The organism is Flavobacterium sp. N502540 (genome assembly GCF_025947365.1).
GTDB lineage: Bacteria > Bacteroidota > Bacteroidia > Flavobacteriales > Flavobacteriaceae > Flavobacterium.
In genome coordinates this window covers 88065-106768 of sequence record NZ_CP110012.1, presented here as the reverse complement: position 1 = coordinate 106768, position 18704 = coordinate 88065, and the positions used below count along the sequence as shown (strand labels likewise).

The following is an 18704-nucleotide window of genomic DNA, read 5'->3' as shown; positions in this document are numbered from 1 at the left end:
ACTTTTAGCAAATCGGATTTTATAAATTGAAAATTATATATAACTCTGTAAAGGCATTACATCTTTACATTGTATATTTTTACAAGTGAATTACTTCGCCGTAAGCATCAGCTACAGCTTCCATAACAGCCTCACTCATGGTTGGGTGAGGGTGGATAGATTTAAGAATTTCATGACCTGTAGTTTCAAGTTTACGGGCTACAACTGCTTCAGCAATCATATCGGTAACACCTGCACCAATCATGTGGCATCCTAACCATTCTCCGTATTTAGCATCGAAGATTACTTTTACGAATCCGTCTGGAGTTCCGGCAGCTTTTGCTTTTCCTGAAGCTGAGAATGGGAATTTACCAATTTTTAATTCGTATCCTTTTTCTTTAGCTTGTTTTTCAGTTAAACCTACAGAAGCGATTTCTGGAGTTGCATACGTACAACCCGGAACGTTTCCGTAATCGATTGGGTCTACGTGTAAACCTGCAATTTTTTCTACACAGTTAATTCCTTCAGCAGAAGCCACGTGAGCTAAAGCTTGTCCTGGAGTAACATCTCCAATTGCATAATATCCAGGGATATTAGTTGCATTGTAAGCGTTTACTAAGATTTTATCTCTGTCAACAGCGATTCCAACTTCTTCTAAACCGATGTTTTCAATGTTAGTTTTGATTCCAACTGCCGAAAGTACGATGTCAGCTTCAAGAACTTCTTCACCTTTTGCAGTTTTAACAAAAGCTTTTACTCCCGCACCTGTTGTATCAATACGTTCAACAGATGAGTTGGTCATTACTTTAATTCCGGCTTTTTTCAAAGATCTTTCAAATTGCTTTGAGATATCTTCGTCTTCTACAGGAACTACATTTGGCATAAATTCTACAATAGTAACATCAGTTCCCATTGAGTTGTAGAAGTGAGCGAACTCAACTCCAATTGCTCCTGAACCTACAATAATCATAGATTTTGGCTGAGTTGGTAAGGTCATTGCCTGACGGTAACCAATTACTTTTACGCCATCTTGTGGTAAGTTTGGTAACTCACGAGAGCGAGCACCAGTTGCGATGATAATATGATCAGCGCTATATTCAGTAACTTTATTGTCTTTGTCTGTAACGTCAAGTTTTTTACCTGGTTTTAGTTTTCCAAAACCTTCAATAACGTCAATTTTGTTTTTTTTCATTAAGAATTGAACTCCTTTGCTCATTCCTTCAGCAACACCACGGCTACGTTGAACCACTGCCGGGAAATCTTTGTCGAACTCAGAAACTTTCAATCCGTAGTCAGAAGCATGTTTTAGATAATCAAAAACCTGAGCTGATTTTAATAATGCTTTTGTTGGGATACATCCCCAGTTTAAACATACACCACCTAAGTTTTCCTTTTCAACTACAGCTACTTTAAAGCCTAATTGTGAAGCTCTAATAGCTGTTACATATCCACCGGGACCACTTCCTAAAACAATAACGTCGTATTTCATTTTTTTGGTTTTTAGTATTTATTATCGAAAATGAAGTTTAATTCCGAAACTCATTTATCGATTTTCTCTTTTGTTATTTGTGCTTGCGAATTTAAGGATTTATTTTAAAAAATACTCTAAAATTTCTTTTCACCCTTGCCGAATTTGATCTTTTCACACAGATATTGAGAAAAGTTATAGAAAAGAATAAAGTTTAATTGGTATTTTATTTTTTTTTAATAACAAAGTAGAGAAAGATGGATCATTAATTTGTAACAAAAAAAAAACACATTTTATTTTTTAAAATGTGTTTTTTAGTGAAATAGGAGAATACTTATTTAATGATGATTTTTTTAACGGTGTGTGCTTCAGGGTTTTCGATAAAGATGTAGTAAACTCCTTTGGCTACTCCTTTTAAATCGATATAGTTTTCCTGAGTATCTGCTTTTAAGGATATTACTTTTACAAGTTTACCCAAACTATCATAGATCGTTGCTTTTGTTAATGAAACGTTTGTAATGTATAACTCGCCCTGAGATGGATTTGGATAAATATTGATGTTGTTAAAAATCTGCTCATTTGTTTTTAAAGTACTACAAGTGGCTGAATAAGTTGTAATTGCATCTTTTGCATCTGTCCAGGAAGCAGTTGAGAAAGAAGGATTGTCGACTTTTATACAAGTTAAGTGAGCATTGTTTTTTAAATTTAAGCTTACTAAAATACCGTTGTTTCCATTTTGTAAATTCAAATCGGTTAGAAGGTTATTGGAACAGTTTACTTCTGTCAGATTATTGTTTTTTGATAAATCAAGACTTGACAGCTGATTGTTCGAACAGTTAAATTTTGTTAACAAAGTATTGTTCGACACATCTAAAGTTGTCAGCCTGCTAGGGGTTGAAGTTGATTTTTTGATAATGATCTGTATTCCATTGCAATAAAATTCTTTTAATAATTTATTTTTAGAAACATTAACACTCGTTAATGGATTGTTTGAAACATCCAGATAGTTTAACTGAGTGTTATTCGACATGTCAACTGTAGTGATTAAATTTCCTTTACAGATAAATTTCTCTAAAGCAGTGAAGTTTTCAATTCCTTTTAAATCCGAGATGTTTGAATTTGAAATGTCTAAAACTTTAATATTAGCAATACTGGAGGTGGCGACTTTTCCATTTTTTCCGTCAGTGTCAATACCTGCAGCAATTAGAAAATCTTCAAAATTAGGATCTGTTATCAAGGTACTATTGTTGCAATCTTCGCTAAATTTTGCCTTTGGATCTTTTCTTGTGGACCATTTCTCGTCTGAATAATAAGCATTATCAACCTGAATACAAGTTAAATCAGGGTTGTTTCTAAAATCTATTCTATATAAAATAAAATTAGGATCAGAGCCTTGAAAAGGATCAAACATATAATTATAACCATTTTTTAGGTTCAGACTTACCAGTTTGTTGGATTCACATTCAAGCGACCTTAAATTTTTATTTTTAGAAACGTCCAGGTTCGTAAGCAGGTTGTTAGCACAATCTAATGTCCCAAGCTTAGTGTTTACGGATACATCTAAGCTAGTTAATTTATTCTTGTCACAGTATAAAGAGGATAAATCTAAATTTTTTGAAACATTAAGATCGGTGATTAAGTTCGAATTACAATCAAATGAATTCAGTAAGGGATTGTTTGAAATATCTATACTTGTTATCTTATTTTGGTAGACTAACAATCTTGTTAATGCGGTATTTTTTGAAACGTCTATTGATGTTAATTGATTTGTATTGCATATTAGCGACGTTAAAGCAGTATTATTTGAAACATCCAGCACGGTATATTTATTGTGTCCGGCCCACAGTTCAGTTAATTTTGTATTCGAACGGATGTTTAAGTCAGAAATTTGATTTCCGGTACAACTTAATGATGTTAATTGAGTATTTTTTGATACATCTAAATTTGAAATCTGGTTGTATCCAAGATCTAGTTTAGTTAATGCTTTATTATTTGTAACATCTAAGCTTGTTAACTTATTGGACCCACATTGTAAAGAGGTTAAGTTTGTATTTGAGCTTACATTTAAAGTGCTCAGGTTATTGTAATAACAATTTAAATCAACTAATGCAGTATTTTTCGATACATCTAAAGCTGTTACGAGATAATTATTGTTACAATCCAATGTAGTTAAATGGATATTTTTCGTAACATCCAGAGCTTTTAAAGTATAATTTGCTTGACATTTTAATGATGTTAAAGCGGTAAAGTCTTCTAGACCGGTCAAATCTGTAATATTACTTAGGGAGACATCTAAAGACGTTACGGTGTTAACACTAGAGGTTAATACTCTTCCGTCAGGAGTTCCTGAATCAATTCCCAATTTAATCAATTTGTTTTCGAAATTACTGTCAGGAATAAGCGTGTATAAATTACTCTGGCATTCGTTTGAGTAATTGGCAGAAGCATCTTTAGCAGCAGACCAGTTTGCAGTAGCATTTACGGCATTATCAACCTGAATACAAGTTAAATTAGGATTTGCCTTAAAGTCTATGCTTTGTGCTGCAATCAATTGGTTGCGGCCGTTTTTTAGATTTAAACTTGTTAAAGTCGAATTGTTACAAAATAGCCCAACCATTACCGGATTAGAGGAAATATCCAGTGCCGTAAGTTTTGTGTAGTGAGCGCTTAGGTAACGTAAAGTTGGAATTTTGGAAATATCAAGCTGTGTAATGTAATTATTACTGATGTCAAGATTATCCAGTTTTGTGTTTTTAGAAACATTAATTGCGGTCAATTTATTAACGTTACAGCTTAAAGAAATTAGCAATGGATTATTGGTAACATCCAGATTTGTAATTTTGTTGAATGAGACATCGAGAACAGTCAGTTTTGTGTTTTTTGAAACATCAATTGTAGTCAGTTTTCCATTTCCGCCCGTATCCATGTGTCCAAAATTTCCATGACAAATTAACCATTGGAGTGCTGTAAAATCTTGTATTCCGGTTAGATCAGCAATGGTTGCATTGGTTCCTAAATCTAATTTTGTTACCGAAGAAACCTTTGAAGTCAGTACTTTTCCATCCGGAACTCCCGAATCAATTCCTAAGGAAATAAGAGCATTTTCGAAATTGCTGTCAGGAATAAGGGTGTATGGACCAGTCTGACATTCATTTGAGTAATTGGCAGAAGCATCTTTAGCAGCAGACCAGTTTGCAGTAGCATTTACGGCATTATCAACCTGAATACAAGTTAAATTAGGATTTTGCTTAAAGTTTATGCTTTGCGCTGCAATCAATTGGTTTTGTCCATTTTTTAGATTTAAACTTGTTAAAGTCGAATTGTTACAAAATAGCCCAACCATTACCGGATTAGATGAAATATCCAGTGCCGTAAGTTTCGTGTAATCAGTACTTAGGTGACGTAAAGTTGGAATTTTAGAAATATCAAGCTGTGTAATATGATTACTGCTGATGTCAAGATTATCCAGTTTTATATTTTGAGAAACGTCAATTTTTGTTAGTTTATTTACGCTGCACTTTAATGAAATCAGTAACGGATTCTTAGATACATCTAAAGCTGTAATTTTATTGTACGAGATGTCAAGAACAGTTAGTTTTGTGTTTTTAGTAACGTCAATAGTAGTCAAATTTCCATTTCCGCCTGTATCCATGTGTCCAAAATTTCCACGGCAAATTAACCGTTCAAGTGCTGTAAAATCTTGTATTCCTGTTAGATCTGTAATAGTAGTATTGGTTCCTAAATCTAATTTTGTCACCGAAGAAACGTTTGAAGTCAGTACTTTTCCGTCCGGAACTCCTGAATCAATTCCTAAGGAAATAAGAGCATTTTCGAAATTACTGTCAGGAATAAGGGTGTATGGACTAGTCTGACATTCATTTGAGTAATTGGCAGAGGCATCTTTAGCAGCAGACCAGTTTGCAGTAGAGAATACTGCATCATCAACCTGTATACAAGTTAAATTTGGATTTCCTGTAAAGGTTATACTCTGCGGTACAATTAATTGGTTTTTACCATTTCTTAGATTTAAACTGGTCAAAGCCGAACTTCTACAAAATAATCCAACCAATGCCGGATTAGAGGAAAGATCTAATGCGGTAAGTTTAGTAGATTCGGCAGTCAGAAAACGTAAAGTTGGAATTTTTGAGACATCAAGTGTAGTAATTTGATTACTGCCTACATCAAGATCATCCAGTTTTGTGTTTTGAGAAACATCAATTGCTGTTAATTTATTTACACTACATCTTAAGGAACGCAGTAATGGGTTATGCGTTACATCTAAATGGGTAAGTTGATTAAAAGAGCATTCAAGAATCGTTAGATTTGTATTCTTGGAGACATCAAGTGTTTTTAGTTTTCCGTTTCCGCCATCACCTGCGCGACCAGTATTTCCTTGGCAAACCAGCCACTCAAGGGCTTTGAAATCTTGTATTCCGGTCAGATCTGTAATGGTTGTATTGGTTCCTAAATCTAATTTCGTGACAGAAGAAACTTTTGAAGTCAGGATTTTTCCATCCGGAACTCCTGCATCGATTCCTAAAGTTATAAGTGCATTTTCAAAGTTGCTGTCGGGAATCATTGTAAACGCATCATTTACACATTCGGTTGTATAATTTGTGGCAGCATCTTTGGCAGTAGACCAGTTTGCAGTAGCATTTACGGCATTGTCGACCTGAATACAGTTTAAATTTGGGTTTCCCTTAAAGTTTATATCTTGTGCTGAAATTAATTGGTTATTTCCATTTTTTAAATTTAAACTTCTTAAATCGGAATTGTTACAAAACAATCCAACCATTGCGGGATTAGAAGAAACATCTAGTGAAGTAAGTTTTGTGTTGTCAGCTCTCAGGTAACGCAAAGTTGGAATTTTGGAAACGTCGAGTTGAAAAATAGAATTGCTGCTTACATCAAGATAGTCCAGATTAACATTTTTAGTAACATCAATTTTATCAAATCTATTGACGTTACATTTTAACGAAACCAGTAAAGGATTTTTGGTGACATCTAAATTTATAAGCTGGTTATAGGAGCAGTCCAGAGTGGTCAGGTTTACGTTTTTAGAAGTATCAAGAATTTTTAATTTTCCGTTCCCTCCGTTGATTACCTGACCTGTATTTCCACGACAAATTAGAGTCTGAAGTGCTGTAAAGTCTTGTATTCCGGTTAGATCTGCAATAGTTGTATTAATTCCTAAATCTAGTGTAGTTACAGTAGAAACGTTTGAAGTTAAAACTTTTCTGTCAGGAGTTCCTGAATCAATTCCTAAAGCAATAAGAGCATTTTCGAAATCTGTATCAGGTATTACAGTATAATTAGGGCAGTCGGTAGAATAACTTGTTTGAAGATCCTTTATGTATTCCCAATTCATACTGGAGTACAATACATTATCAACTTGTATGCATAACAACTGTGAATTGTGTGTAAAAATTAGATTGTTGATATTTAAAGACTTATTGTTGCCGTTTTTTATATTTAGATTTACAAGATTGTTAGATTTCAAATTAACATTTTTAAGCTCTTTCTGTTTAGAAAGATCCAAAGTAGTTATTCGGTTGTTTTCGCAATATAGATCTATTAAACCAGTGTTATCGGAAATAGTAAGACTTTTAATCCTGTTATTATTGCAGTTAAGTTCAGTAAGTAAGGTATTGCTGCTAAGGTTTAAAGTATTCAATATGTTATCTGAACAATACAGTCCCTTAAGTCTTAAATTTTTAGAAGTGTTTAAAGAACTCAGTTTGTTTTTAGAACAATTTAACTGTGTTAGAAAAGTATTTTGGGATATATCCAAATAATTTATTTCATTGGATTGGCAGTCTAAATTTTGCAGGCGGGGGTTTTTACTAACATCTAAACTTTGTATTTTATTCGAATGACAAATCAAAGTAGAAAGTTTAGGATTATTAGGAAAGTCTAAACCGATTATTTCATTGTTGGAACAAATTAAAGTCTCAAGATTAGTAAAAGCATGAAGTCCTCTAAGACTTTTAATAGAACTGGAACTTATATCCAAAGAAGTAACAGATGAAATGTTTGAAGTTAGCACTTTTCCATCGAGAATGGTATCCAATCCGAGAGAGATTAGTTTTTGTTCGAAATTTTGATCAGGGATTAAAGTAGTTTGTGCAAAAGCAGATAAACTGAGTAAACACAGTAAGATAAGTAGTTTTTTCTTCATAAAATTATCTTTGAATTTGGTATGCAAGTTTACAATTAATAAAAGTATTAATCCTATTATTCTGCCTTTTTTGATTCTGAATTTTAATGTTTTGTTGTGAAGATGTTCTAAATGCTTAAAAATGAAGGATTTGTTTATTGATGGTTATGCAAAAAAAAGGAGCCCCTTTTTAAGAAGCTCCAGATAATGATAATAATAGAATGAATTTTTTTAGGTATCAGACCTTAATATGGCCCCAGTTTTCACCGCTGGCGATACGTCGTATTTGCATTTCGCTAACGCCAAATTGTTTGGCAATCATTTTCAGACGTGTTTTTTGTTCCGGGCGTGCGAGGATTTTTTTGATTAACATGACTTTGGTAGTCGTTAATTTTCTTCCGTCGGCTTTTAAATTGTGCTCAATCAGATTCTTTTTTGCCTGAATCACATGCGGACTTTTACGGCTGTGCGCCATCATTTCGGCTTTTGTTGCCCAGCATAAATTTTTTACATCGTCGTTGTTGCGGTTGTAATCCAGATGGAGTACATACGTTTGTTCTTCTGATTCTTTTGGAATGAAATAATGAGCGACTAATTTGTACAGAAAAAGATATTTATTGACAATTTTGTCACCATCTTTAACCTTAAATCTAAAAGTAGGATAACCATCGCTTAAACCGCCTTTTAGAATACGTCCGTTTTGAATTTCATCTGTAAAACTAATGAGTCGGCCTTTGTTTGAAATAGCATATTTAAGTTGTAATGAGGCGTTTATTTCTATTTCTTTGAATTCTTCGTTTGGATAAAATCTATTTTGTGGCATTTTCTTTTGCATTTGAATTTTGTCTCTCAAAGATAAATAATTCAAAAAAAAGACTGCTATCCTAAAGTCTGTGAATCAGTAGATTTATGATTCTTATAACGCTATTTTAACTTTTTTAAGAACTTTTTTAGCATTTTGAAATCTAGTTCGCTACAGCAAATTGGGAGTCGTACAGGTTTTTATAATAACCGTCGGTTTTAAGGAGTAATTCCTGATGCGTTCCTTGCTCTACGATCAGACCTTTATCCATCACAACGATTTTGTCGGCATTTACAATCGTAGCCAATCGGTGTGCGATGATGATCGAAGTTCTTCCTTTGGTAATCGTTTCGGTAGCACGCTGAATGAGTTCTTCAGAATAGGTGTCTATTGAAGACGTTGCTTCATCCAGAATTAAAATACTCGGATTACTGACATATGATCTTAAAAAAGCAATTAACTGACGCTGTCCGGACGAAAGCATAACCCCTCGTTCTTTTACATCAAAATCATAATTATCCGGCAGACTCATAATGAAATCGTGCACGCCAATTTTCTTAGCAGCCTCTAAAACCTGATCACGACTAATTTCGGGATTGTGTAAAGTGATATTGTTATAAATCGTATCGGCAAACAAAAAAACATCCTGCAAAACCACGGCAATTTGTTTTCGAAGCGAGGCCAGCGTGTAATTTTCGATATTATGACCGTCAATGCAAATTGTACCGCTGTTAATTTCGTAAAAACGATTCAGTAAATTGATGATAGTAGATTTTCCTGCTCCGGTTGAACCTACAATAGCGACAGTTTGACCTGAAGCGACAGATAAATCAATTCCTTTTATGACTTCTTCTTCCGGAATATAACTGAAACGCACGTCTTTAAATTCAATACTTCCTTCAAAAATTGGAGCTTCAATTGTTCCGGTATCCTGAATATGATCCTGAGTATCGATGATATCAAAAACACGATTGGCAGCAATCATCCCTAATTGCATCTCGTTGAATTTATCTGCAATCTGTCGTAATGGATTGAACAGCATTCCGATAAACATCGTATAGGAAAACAAATCTCCGAAAGTTGTAAAATGATCTCCGTTCAGGATCTTGAATCCACCATAAACGACCACTACTCCTAAGGTAATAGAAGAGATAATATCGGCAATAGGGAAAAATATCGAGTTGTATAAAATAGTTTTGATCCAGGCAACTCTGTGTTTGTTATTGATTTCTTTAAAATTATCGGCTTCAATTTGTTCGCGATTGAAAAGCTGTACGATTTTCATTCCTGTAACACGTTCCTGTACAAAAGAGTTCATATTGGCAATCTGCGTGCGGACTTCTTCGAAAGCGACCTGCATTTTACGTTGGAATATTCGGGTGATATACACCAGAATCGGCATGGCAACGACTACGATCCATGTTAATTTCCAGTTCATATAAAACATAAAAATAAGGACTACAAGCATTTTCATTAAATCACTAATGATCATAAAAAGTCCCTGACTGAAAATTCGGGCAATTGATTCAATGTCTGAAACAGATCTTGTGACCAATTGTCCTACCGGAACCAGATCAAAGTACTTCATTCTGAAACTTAGTATGTGTTTAAAAAGTTTGGTACGAATGTCCTTTACGATATCCTGTCCAAGCCAGTTGGCCCAATAGACAAAATAGAATTGGGAGAAAACTTCCATTAAAAGAACCGCTCCCATTAACATGATATAAAGAAGTAAACCTTCTTTGTCGTGTGTCTTGATATAGCCGTCGACCGTTTGTTTTAGCAAATAGGGGCGAAGGGCTGCAAAAATAGAAAGAGATACAGCAAAAATAATAACGCCGTAGTAGCGCCATTTATAGGGTTTGGTATATTTTAAGATTCGTTTGAATAATCCGGTATCAAATGCTTTTGCTTTCATTTATTTTTTTTAATGCTTTAAGCTATAAGCTTTAGGCAATAGGCTTTCACTTCATGGTTAAAGCCTATTGCTTACGGCTTAAAGCGTACAGCTATAAGTAATCGTAGTCAATTTCGGTTAAATACAATCCGTGTGCCGGTACCGAAAATCCGGCTTTTTCTCTGCTTTTGCTGGCGATGATCGTTTCAAAATCAGTTAGGGAAATTTTATGCAAGCCAATATTTACTAGTGTTCCAACAATTGAGCGAACCATATTTCTAAGAAAACGATTGGCCGAGATGGTAAAAATAAGCTTATGGTTTTCTTGCTTCCAATACGCCTCAAAAACCGTGCAATCAAAAGTATTGACATCGGTATTTACTTTCGAAAAGCATTGGAAATCGGTATGGTTCAGTAGAATTTTTGCAGCTTCATTCATCAAAGCTACATCCAGTTTTTGATTAAAATACCAGCTCAATTCTTGTAAAAAAGGATTTTTGATCGTGTTGATGTGGTATTCGTAGGTTCTTTTAGTAGCATCAAATCGGCAATGAGCGTCATCGTGAACGAGAAGAATATTAAAAATAGCAATGTCTTTTGGTAAATAGGAGTTGAGTTTGTGTATTAAATTTGGAATATCCAACGGAGTTTCAATATCAAAATGCCCGTACATCTCTTCCGCATGAACACCTGTATCGGTTCTTCCGGCACCCATTACGCTTATAGGAGTGTTCAATAAAATGGAAAGTGCTTTGTTTAAAGTTTCCTGAACAGAAGAGGCATTGGGCTGAAATTGCCAGCCATGATAATTAGTTCCGTTATAAGCAAATTGAATAAAATATCTCAAGGTAAAGGTGCAAAGGTTTTGAGATACAAAGGTACAAAGGTTTTTTTAAAAAAGATGTTAAGGTTCTGAGATACTAAGATGCTAAGATTCTAAGGAACTAAGTTTTTGGTTTGATAGGTTCAAAGGAGCAAAGGAGCAGAGGAGCAGAGGTTTCTTTGTTAGATAAGAATAATTGAAAGAGTCTTAGAATAACTTAGTCTCATAAGTGTCTTAGCTTCTCAGAACCTTAGCTTCTTAGTTCCTTAAAAAAAAACCTCTGTTTCTTTGTAGCTATGCGCCTCTGGACCTATGAAGAAACTGTTAAAACCCAAAATACCAACCGCAGTTAACAAACTTAAAAATCGTGTCAGAAATTGACAATTCTAACGATGGAGAAGAAATCGAATTTTAAGTTTTTTAAGTAAATATTAATAAGAGTTAAATTTTAAAATTTTTCATTTTAACAGGAAGTATTTCTCCTATGTTTGTAATACTAAAATATTAAAACTATGAATGAAATTATTTCTTATTGGTGGATAATTTTAATCTTATTTGCCATTGTTTTTTACAAATTTATTTTGCGTGTATTTTTCGGAATGGTTATGGTTCCGGAAAATAAAATTGGTTTGGTAACCAAGAAATTTGTTTTGTTCGGAGCTGATAAATCGCTTCCCGATGGGCGTATTATTGCTACAAAAGGAGAAGCCGGTTATCAGGCGCAAACACTTGCTCCGGGTTTGTATTGGGGAATGTGGATCTGGCAATATTCAATTGATATGAACGGATTTACGGTTATTCCCGAAGGTAAAATAGGATTGGTTTTAAGTAAAGACGGGCAGGAGATTCCAACCGGAAGAATCCTGGCAAGAAGAGTGGACAGTGATAATTTTCAGGACGCTACTTCTTTTTTGAACAATGGCGGACAAAAAGGACGTCAGACCGCATTTATTACAACAGGATCGTATCGTATTAATACCTTTTTGTTTGAAATTATAATTGCAGATCAGATCAAGATTTATGAGAATATGATTGGTATTGTGACCGCTCTTGACGGAGAGCCTATTCCGCAGGGACAAATCGCCGGGAAGTTTGTCGAAGGACATAATAATTTTCAGGACTTCGATCAATTTTTGGACAAAGGCGGAAATCGTGGTCTGCAGCCTCAGGTAATGCTGGCAGGATCGTACTACATTAATACGTGGGGAATCTTAATCGAACAAAACCCGATGACGGATGTACCAATCGGATATGTTGGTGTGGTGATTTCTTATATTGGAGAAGACGGTCAGGATGTTACGGGTGATACTTTTAAACATGGAAATATTGTTTCAAAAGGACAGCGAGGTGTTTGGATGGAGCCTTTTGGACCGGGGAAATATGCCCTGAACAAATACACGACCAAACTGGAGCCCGTGCCAACAACTAATTTAGTTTTAAACTGGGCAAATGCCCGTAGTGAATCGCATGATTTAGATAAAAACCTGTCTACCATTACAGTTCGTTCGAAAGACGGTTTTCCTTTTAATCTTGACGTAGCGCAGATTATCCACGTACCGGCAAATGAAGCCCCAAAAGTAATTGCGCGTTTTGGAAGCATGAACAATCTGGTCTCTCAGGTTTTAGAGCCTACAATTGGTAACTATTTCAGAAACTCGGCTCAGGACAGTGATGTAATTTCTTTCTTAAGTACCAGAAAAGAACGTCAGGAATCTGCTAAGAATCACATAAAATTAGTACTTGACGAGTATAATGTTAATGCTGTTGATACATTGATTGGAGATATTGTTCCGCCGGATTCGCTGATGAAAACCTTAACGGACAGGAAGTTGGCTGAAGAAGAACAAAAAACATATCAAACCCAAAGAATGGCTCAGGAACAGCGTCAGGGAATGGAAAAAGAAACGGCAATTGCAGATATGCAGAAAGAGATTGTGCGCGCTTCGCAAAGTGTTGAAATTGCACAACGTACTGCCGATGCGACCGTTAAGAAAGCAGAAGGTGACGCTACCAGTTTAAAACTGAATGTGAACGCTGAAGCCGAAGCAACTAAAATGCGTGCAAATGCTGAGGCAGAAGCAACGAAAGCAAGAGCAGGTGCACAGGCGGAAGCGACCAAACTGAATGCAAGTGCCGAGGCAGAGCGTATCTCAAAAACCGGTTTGGCCGAAGCAGAGAAAATTATGGCTGTTGGTAAATCGACAGCAGAATCATACCAATTGCAAGTTAGTGCGATGGGTGGGGATAATTTTACCAGATACAAAGTCACCGAAGAAATTGGTAAAGGAAATATCAAAGTAATTCCAGATGTACTAATCTCCGGAAATGGCGGCTCTGATGGTTCTATTAGTGGTTTACTTGGGTTGAAACTCATGGAAATGATGGATACCAAAGATTTAAAAGAAACAAAATCACCCAAAAAAGGATAATAAGTTATAGTCCTGAAAGGTGAGTGTGTTTTTTATTGGAACACATAATATCTAATAAATCCGATTCGTTTTTTTACGAGTCGGATTTTTTTTTTATTGTAAAATGTGAAATGTAAAGAAACTTAGGACCTTGACACCTTAGTATCTTAGTTTCTCAGCACCTTAGCACCTTTTAAAAAAAACCTTTGTACCTTTGTTTCTTTGAACCTTTGTACCTTCGAATGAAAAAAATTCTTCTCCTTTCCGATACCCACAGTCATATTGATGATACTATTTTAAAATATGTAGCTCAGGCCGATGAAGTCTGGCATGCCGGAGATATTGGTGATCTGAATGTTACGGATACAATCAAAAAGTTAAAGCCTCTGCGATGTGTATATGGTAATATTGACGATGCACAGGCGAGATTAGAATTTCCTTTGCACAATCGGTTTTTATGTGAGGATGTTTCTGTGTGGATTACACATATTGGCGGATATCCGGGAAAGTATAATCCCAATATAAGAGAAGAGATGGCGTCGAATCCGCCTAAATTATTTATCTGTGGACATTCACATATACTGAAAGTTATGTTCGATAAAAAAAATAACCTGCTACACATGAATCCCGGAGCGGCCGGGAAAAGCGGATTTCATCAGGTTCGAACTATGTTACGTTTTGTAATTGACGGTGATAAAATAAAGGATCTGGAAATAGTTGAAATTGGTAAAAAGTAAAACTAAATTAAAAGGGTAGCGGAACCTTAATTTTAACAGTGGTTCCTTCGTTTGCCTTTGAAGTGATTGAGATGCTTCCTTTGTATTTTTTGATTCTCGCCCTGATTCGGTTAATACCAAAACCTTCAAAATTGTTTAGTCTTTGGGTTTCAAAACCCTTTCCGTTGTCCTGAATTACAATAATAAACTGATTGTTTTTTTCGGATAGGGAAATCCTGGCTTTTTGGGCATCACTGTGTTTTATAATGTTATTGAAAAGTTCCGAAACAATAAAGTAAAGTTTCATTTCAAATTTTTCAATGTATCTTTTTTCTGTTGAAATGGTGCTCGAAAATTTAAAATTTATATGAGAATTCGAGTTTCTTTCGCATAGATCTTCCAAAGCATAAATTAACCCGAAACGAACCAGTAGTGTAGGGACCAAGTCGTGTGACATATCTCGTAAAAGATCGTGTGCTTCCTGTAGAATAGATTTTGCTTTCTGAATTTCGTCCGATTTTATATCGTTTTGTGTTGTAAAAGTTTTTAAATGCAGTTCAACAGAAGATAATAAAGAATTAATGTTGTCATGTAAAAACGATGCAATTTTTTTACGTTCAACTTCCTGGCTGTCAATGCCGGCATTAATTACATCCAGTAATATTTTTTGCTTGGCATCTTTTCGTTTAATTTTTTGTCTCAGTCTGCTGTTTTGGTAGAAGAAATAAAACAAAAAGAACAAGAGGATTATCATTACGATTGATAGACTTATAATTTGTTTGTTTCTTATTTTCTCAGGAAGACAAGTATTATTTTTTTCTGTATTTCCGATAACTGCATGTGTGTTATTTTCTGAAACTGTTTTCTCCTGAGCAACAGTAGTATGGCTGTTGAAAGTAATTAAAAGAATGAAAAATGTAAAGTATCTGAAAAAGGGCATAGTAACAGGTGTTTTCTTAGAATGATCAGGAATTTATCAAATTATTTTTCAAGGCATATTTTACCAAGCCAATAGAACCTTTTATCTGCAGTTTTTTCATGATGTTTTTTCGGTGTGTTTCGACCGTATTTGTACTGATAAAGAGCTGTTCACTAATTTCTTTTCCACTGTATTCTAATGCAATTAAAGTGATAATTTCGATTTCGCGGGCGCTTAGAATTGGGTTGTCTACTTTGATATTTTTGTTGAGTTTTGGATTGTTATGAGAGAAAATATTAAAGATTTTTTCTCTAACGGCATCACAATAATATTCCTGTCCCTGATAAACGGCTTCTACGGCTTCTATAATATTTTCTCCGGCGCATTTTTTTGTGAGATAACCTTTTACCCCCAGTTTCATTACTTCTTTGATAATTTTCAGATCGTCATAGCTGGAGAGAATGATGATTTTACATGGAACATTTTTTTGCTGAAGTTCTTTAACTACCTCGATCCCGTCTTTTTTAGGCATACTAATGTCCAGAATCAGGATATGGGGATTGTTTAGAGTAATATCTTCATAAACAGTATTGCCATCGTATGATTTGCCTACTACTTCAAAATTTTCAACCGTCTGCAGTAAGTTGCTAAGGCCATCAATAAGTACCTGATGATCATCGGCCAGGTGTATTCTTATTTTATCTTTCATAATTATTTGGGGAACTGAAATGCAAATAAATGAAAAAATATCTTACAAAGTTTCTTTTTAAGTTTCTTTTGGCTGTTATACAGGAAATTGCAGAAAATTTGGGGCACAAAAAAACCCGAATTTAAAATTCGGGTTCTCTTCGCACAAAAAAATTAAGTTTATAGGTTTACCTCAAACGGTCTACAGATTTTACAAGATCTTCATCCTTTTTGATGGCCTTATTAGCTAAAACTAATAATACGATAGCAACAATAGGTAGAAACATCCCAATACCTTTCTCTGATACAATGGTAGTAGTATCTCCAGATAAATTTAGAGAACGATATACAAATAATCCCAATAAAATTAAATTTAATATTATGTTCAGTCTGCCCATTACAAACTGATTTTGTCTTTTTTTGTATGAAATAATACTAATAATAGAAAGCATTGTACTTAGACCTAATAGTATCGTGTAAAACTTATCCTGCATAAAGTAAAAAGGCTTACCATTGTTTAAGGTCCAAAGCGGAGTGAAAAACAGTAATACCCCCGTAATTAAAAAGGTAAGAATTAAATATACAGTCTGAATTCTTTGTATCATGGTCTAAAATTGTTTTACAAAAATATATTTTCTTTTTTTAAAATACTATTGTATGATTAAATTTTATTCGTATTATTGCATCATAATACCGTAAGCACTTCATACTGCGGTCAATCGAAAAAAAATATCTACCTATTCTTTTTTACAATATTTCCGTTAAAATAATTAAATTCATAGAACATTCATGTTTGATATTTCTGCATTAAAAGAAATGAAGCTTTCTGAGCTTCAAGAAATAGCTAAGTTAGCTAAAACTATAAAGTTTAATGGCGTTAAAAAAGAGACTTTAATAAGTCAGATTTTAGCACATCAGGAAGCGACTGTAGCGCCGCCGGTTAATCCTGTGGCAGAAGCGGAAATAGTTGATGAAAAACCGAAAAGAGCAAGAATTGTTCCGGCTAAAAAAACAGCAGTAAATAAGAATGCACCGGTTCTGGAATTTGATAAAGCAGAGGAAGCTCCTGAAAAAGCGGAAGCTCCGATAGCAGTAACTAAAACTTCGGCTATTAAAGCAAATCCTAAAGCAAATCCGAAGATAAAAGGAAATGCTGCAGTAAAAGAAACAGCAGAAGTAAAGAGTGTTGAAGCAACACCGGAAGTTCAGGAAAATATTGAGAATACTGAAAGTACTGAGAATACTGAAAATGAAGCAATCGATAAAAAAGGACCAAAAATTGTAAAGTTTAGTAAATCGGCTTACGAGAAAAAGGTTGCTTTGAAAAAAGAAAAGGAAGCTACGAAAGAAGCAGCTCCGGAAAATGAAGTGATAGCAGAAGTTGCTACTGCTGAAAAAACAGAAGCACCGGTTCAAACCAAGAAGATTAATCCGAACCAGAATAAAAATCAAAATCAGAATCCCAACCAAAACCCAAATCAGAATCCAAATTCTAATCAAAACGGGAATGGAAACAATGGGAATCAAAATCCAAATCATAAAAATAAAAAGAATAATTTCAGAGATTCAGACTTTGAGTTTGATGGAATTATCGAAAGTGAAGGTGTTCTTGAAATGATGCCGGATGGTTACGGATTTTTACGTTCATCAGATTATAATTATTTAGCCTCTCCCGATGATATTTATTTATCAACATCACAAATCAGATTGTTCGGTCTTAAAACCGGAGATACTGTAAAAGGAGTAGTTCGTCCTCCAAAAGAAGGCGAAAAGTTTTTCCCTCTTGTTCGTGTACTTAAAATTAATGGTCATGATCCGCAAGTTGTTCGTGACAGAGTTTCTTTTGAACATCTTACCCCGGTTTTCCCTTCTGAAAAATTTAAATTAGCCGAAAAAGGCAGTTCAGTTTCAACCCGTATTATCGATTTGTTTTCTCCAATAGGAAAAGGACAGCGTGGTATGATTGTCGCTCAGCCTAAAACGGGAAAAACAATGTTGCTAAAAGACATTGCAAACGCAATCGCTGCCAACCATCCCGAAGTTTATCTTATTGTTCTTTTGATTGATGAGCGTCCTGAGGAGGTTACTGATATGCAGCGTAGTGTAAGAGGAGAAGTTATTGCTTCTACTTTCGACAGAGAACCACAAGAACACGTGAAGATTGCGAATATCGTTCTTGAAAAAGCAAAACGTTTGGTAGAATGCGGACACGATGTGGTTATTTTACTCGATTCGATTACCCGTTTAGCAAGAGCTTACAATACCGTTCAGCCTGCTTCAGGTAAAGTTTTAAGTGGTGGTGTTGATGCCAATGCATTGCAAAAACCAAAACGTTTCTTCGGAGCTGCCAGAAATGTAGAAAACGGAGGTTCGTTAAGTATTATTGCAACCGCATTGACCGAAACAGGTTCTAAAATGGATGAGGTTATCTTTGAAGAATTTAAAGGTACCGGTAACATGGAGCTTCAATTGGATCGTAAAATTGCCAACAAACGTATCTTCCCGGCTATCGATCTTACTTCGTCAAGTACTCGTCGCGATGATTTATTACTGGATGAGAAAACATTACAAAGAATGTGGATCATGCGTAAGTACCTATCTGATATGAATCCGGTAGAATCTATGGATTTTGTAAACGACCGCTTCAAGAAAACCAGAAACAACGAAGAGTTTTTGATTTCGATGAATGACTAGAAAAGGTGCTGAGATTCTGAGGAGCTAAGATGCTAAGTTTTTTTTACTACCGTTAAATTTCTTGGTTACTAATCTTTTAAGATGATAAAATATATAAAGGGGTGAATTCAAAGAATTCACCCCTTTCTTTTTATGTTTAGAAGAAAAAAAACTT

The 18704-nt window shown here is 34.8% G+C and carries 11 protein-coding genes; 3 read left to right on the top strand and 8 right to left on the bottom strand.

Annotation, left to right across the window (positions count from 1 at the left end):
• Positions 1-79: 79 nt before the first annotated feature.
• The 5 genes from lpdA to truA all read right to left on the bottom strand — a co-directional run bounded on the left by lpdA (position 80) and on the right by truA (position 11150).
• A complete protein-coding gene (gene lpdA, locus OLM58_RS00460; protein ID WP_017496030.1) occupies positions 80-1468 on the bottom strand; it encodes a dihydrolipoyl dehydrogenase in 1389 nt (462 codons plus the stop codon).
• Positions 1469-1781: 313 nt separating this feature from the next.
• A complete protein-coding gene (locus OLM58_RS00455) occupies positions 1782-7625 on the bottom strand; it encodes a T9SS type A sorting domain-containing protein (protein WP_264530747.1) in 5844 nt (1947 codons plus the stop codon).
• A gap of 217 nt (positions 7626-7842) precedes the next feature.
• On the bottom strand, positions 7843-8427 hold the full coding sequence (locus OLM58_RS00450; protein WP_264530746.1) for an NUMOD4 domain-containing protein: 585 nt from the start codon (positions 8425-8427) through the stop codon (positions 7843-7845).
• Between the two features lie 142 nt (positions 8428-8569).
• Positions 8570-10324 carry an ABC transporter ATP-binding protein gene (locus tag OLM58_RS00445; RefSeq protein ID WP_017496027.1) on the bottom strand — a complete coding sequence of 585 codons (1755 nt, stop codon included), beginning with the start codon at positions 10322-10324 and terminating at the stop codon, positions 8570-8572.
• Between the two features lie 91 nt (positions 10325-10415).
• Positions 10416-11150 (bottom strand): tRNA pseudouridine(38-40) synthase TruA, encoded by a 735-nt coding sequence (gene truA / locus OLM58_RS00440; RefSeq protein ID WP_264530745.1) that lies wholly within the window; start codon positions 11148-11150, stop codon positions 10416-10418.
• 488 nt (positions 11151-11638) lie between these two features.
• On the opposite strand from truA, the gene OLM58_RS00435 reads away from it, so the two are divergent.
• Both OLM58_RS00435 and OLM58_RS00430 read left to right on the top strand, forming a co-directional pair.
• The gene (locus OLM58_RS00435; protein ID WP_264530744.1) at positions 11639-13555 is read left to right on the top strand and encodes an SPFH domain-containing protein; all 1917 of its coding nucleotides are present in this window, start codon (positions 11639-11641) and stop codon (positions 13553-13555) included.
• A 221-nt stretch (positions 13556-13776) separates the two neighbouring features.
• Positions 13777-14271, top strand: coding sequence for a metallophosphoesterase family protein (locus tag OLM58_RS00430; RefSeq protein WP_070907203.1), 495 nt, complete (start codon positions 13777-13779; stop codon positions 14269-14271).
• A gap of 7 nt (positions 14272-14278) precedes the next feature.
• On the opposite strand, the gene OLM58_RS00425 is transcribed toward OLM58_RS00430, so the two are convergent.
• The 3 genes from OLM58_RS00425 to OLM58_RS00415 all read right to left on the bottom strand — a co-directional run bounded on the left by OLM58_RS00425 (position 14279) and on the right by OLM58_RS00415 (position 16461).
• Positions 14279-15190, bottom strand: a complete 912-nt coding sequence (locus tag OLM58_RS00425; protein WP_264530743.1) for a sensor histidine kinase — start codon at positions 15188-15190, stop codon at positions 14279-14281.
• Positions 15191-15215: 25 nt separating this feature from the next.
• Positions 15216-15878 (bottom strand): response regulator, encoded by a 663-nt coding sequence (locus OLM58_RS00420; protein WP_264530742.1) that lies wholly within the window; start codon positions 15876-15878, stop codon positions 15216-15218.
• A gap of 166 nt (positions 15879-16044) precedes the next feature.
• Positions 16045-16461 carry a DUF4293 domain-containing protein gene (locus OLM58_RS00415; protein WP_264530741.1) on the bottom strand — a complete coding sequence of 139 codons (417 nt, stop codon included), beginning with the start codon at positions 16459-16461 and terminating at the stop codon, positions 16045-16047.
• A gap of 184 nt (positions 16462-16645) precedes the next feature.
• Here OLM58_RS00415 and rho point away from each other — a divergent pair, with 184 nt between their 5' ends.
• Positions 16646-18550, top strand: coding sequence for a transcription termination factor Rho (rho, locus tag OLM58_RS00410; protein ID WP_264530740.1), 1905 nt, complete (start codon positions 16646-16648; stop codon positions 18548-18550).
• Positions 18551-18704 lie beyond the last annotated feature (154 nt).

Coding starts and splice junctions, on each gene's coding strand:
- OLM58_RS00430 (WP_070907203.1), top strand. CDS start 13,777: ATGAAAAAAATTCTTCTCCTTTCCGATACCCACAGTCATATTGATGAT.
- lpdA (WP_017496030.1), bottom strand. CDS start 1,468: ATGAAATACGACGTTATTGTTTTAGGAAGTGGTCCCGGTGGATATGTA.
- rho (WP_264530740.1), top strand. CDS start 16,646: ATGTTTGATATTTCTGCATTAAAAGAAATGAAGCTTTCTGAGCTTCAA.
- OLM58_RS00445 (WP_017496027.1), bottom strand. CDS start 10,324: ATGAAAGCAAAAGCATTTGATACCGGATTATTCAAACGAATCTTAAAA.
- OLM58_RS00425 (WP_264530743.1), bottom strand. CDS start 15,190: ATGCCCTTTTTCAGATACTTTACATTTTTCATTCTTTTAATTACTTTC.
- OLM58_RS00450 (WP_264530746.1), bottom strand. CDS start 8,427: ATGCCACAAAATAGATTTTATCCAAACGAAGAATTCAAAGAAATAGAA.
- OLM58_RS00420 (WP_264530742.1), bottom strand. CDS start 15,878: ATGAAAGATAAAATAAGAATACACCTGGCCGATGATCATCAGGTACTT.
- OLM58_RS00455 (WP_264530747.1), bottom strand. CDS start 7,625: ATGAAGAAAAAACTACTTATCTTACTGTGTTTACTCAGTTTATCTGCT.
- OLM58_RS00435 (WP_264530744.1), top strand. CDS start 11,639: ATGAATGAAATTATTTCTTATTGGTGGATAATTTTAATCTTATTTGCC.
- OLM58_RS00415 (WP_264530741.1), bottom strand. CDS start 16,461: ATGATACAAAGAATTCAGACTGTATATTTAATTCTTACCTTTTTAATT.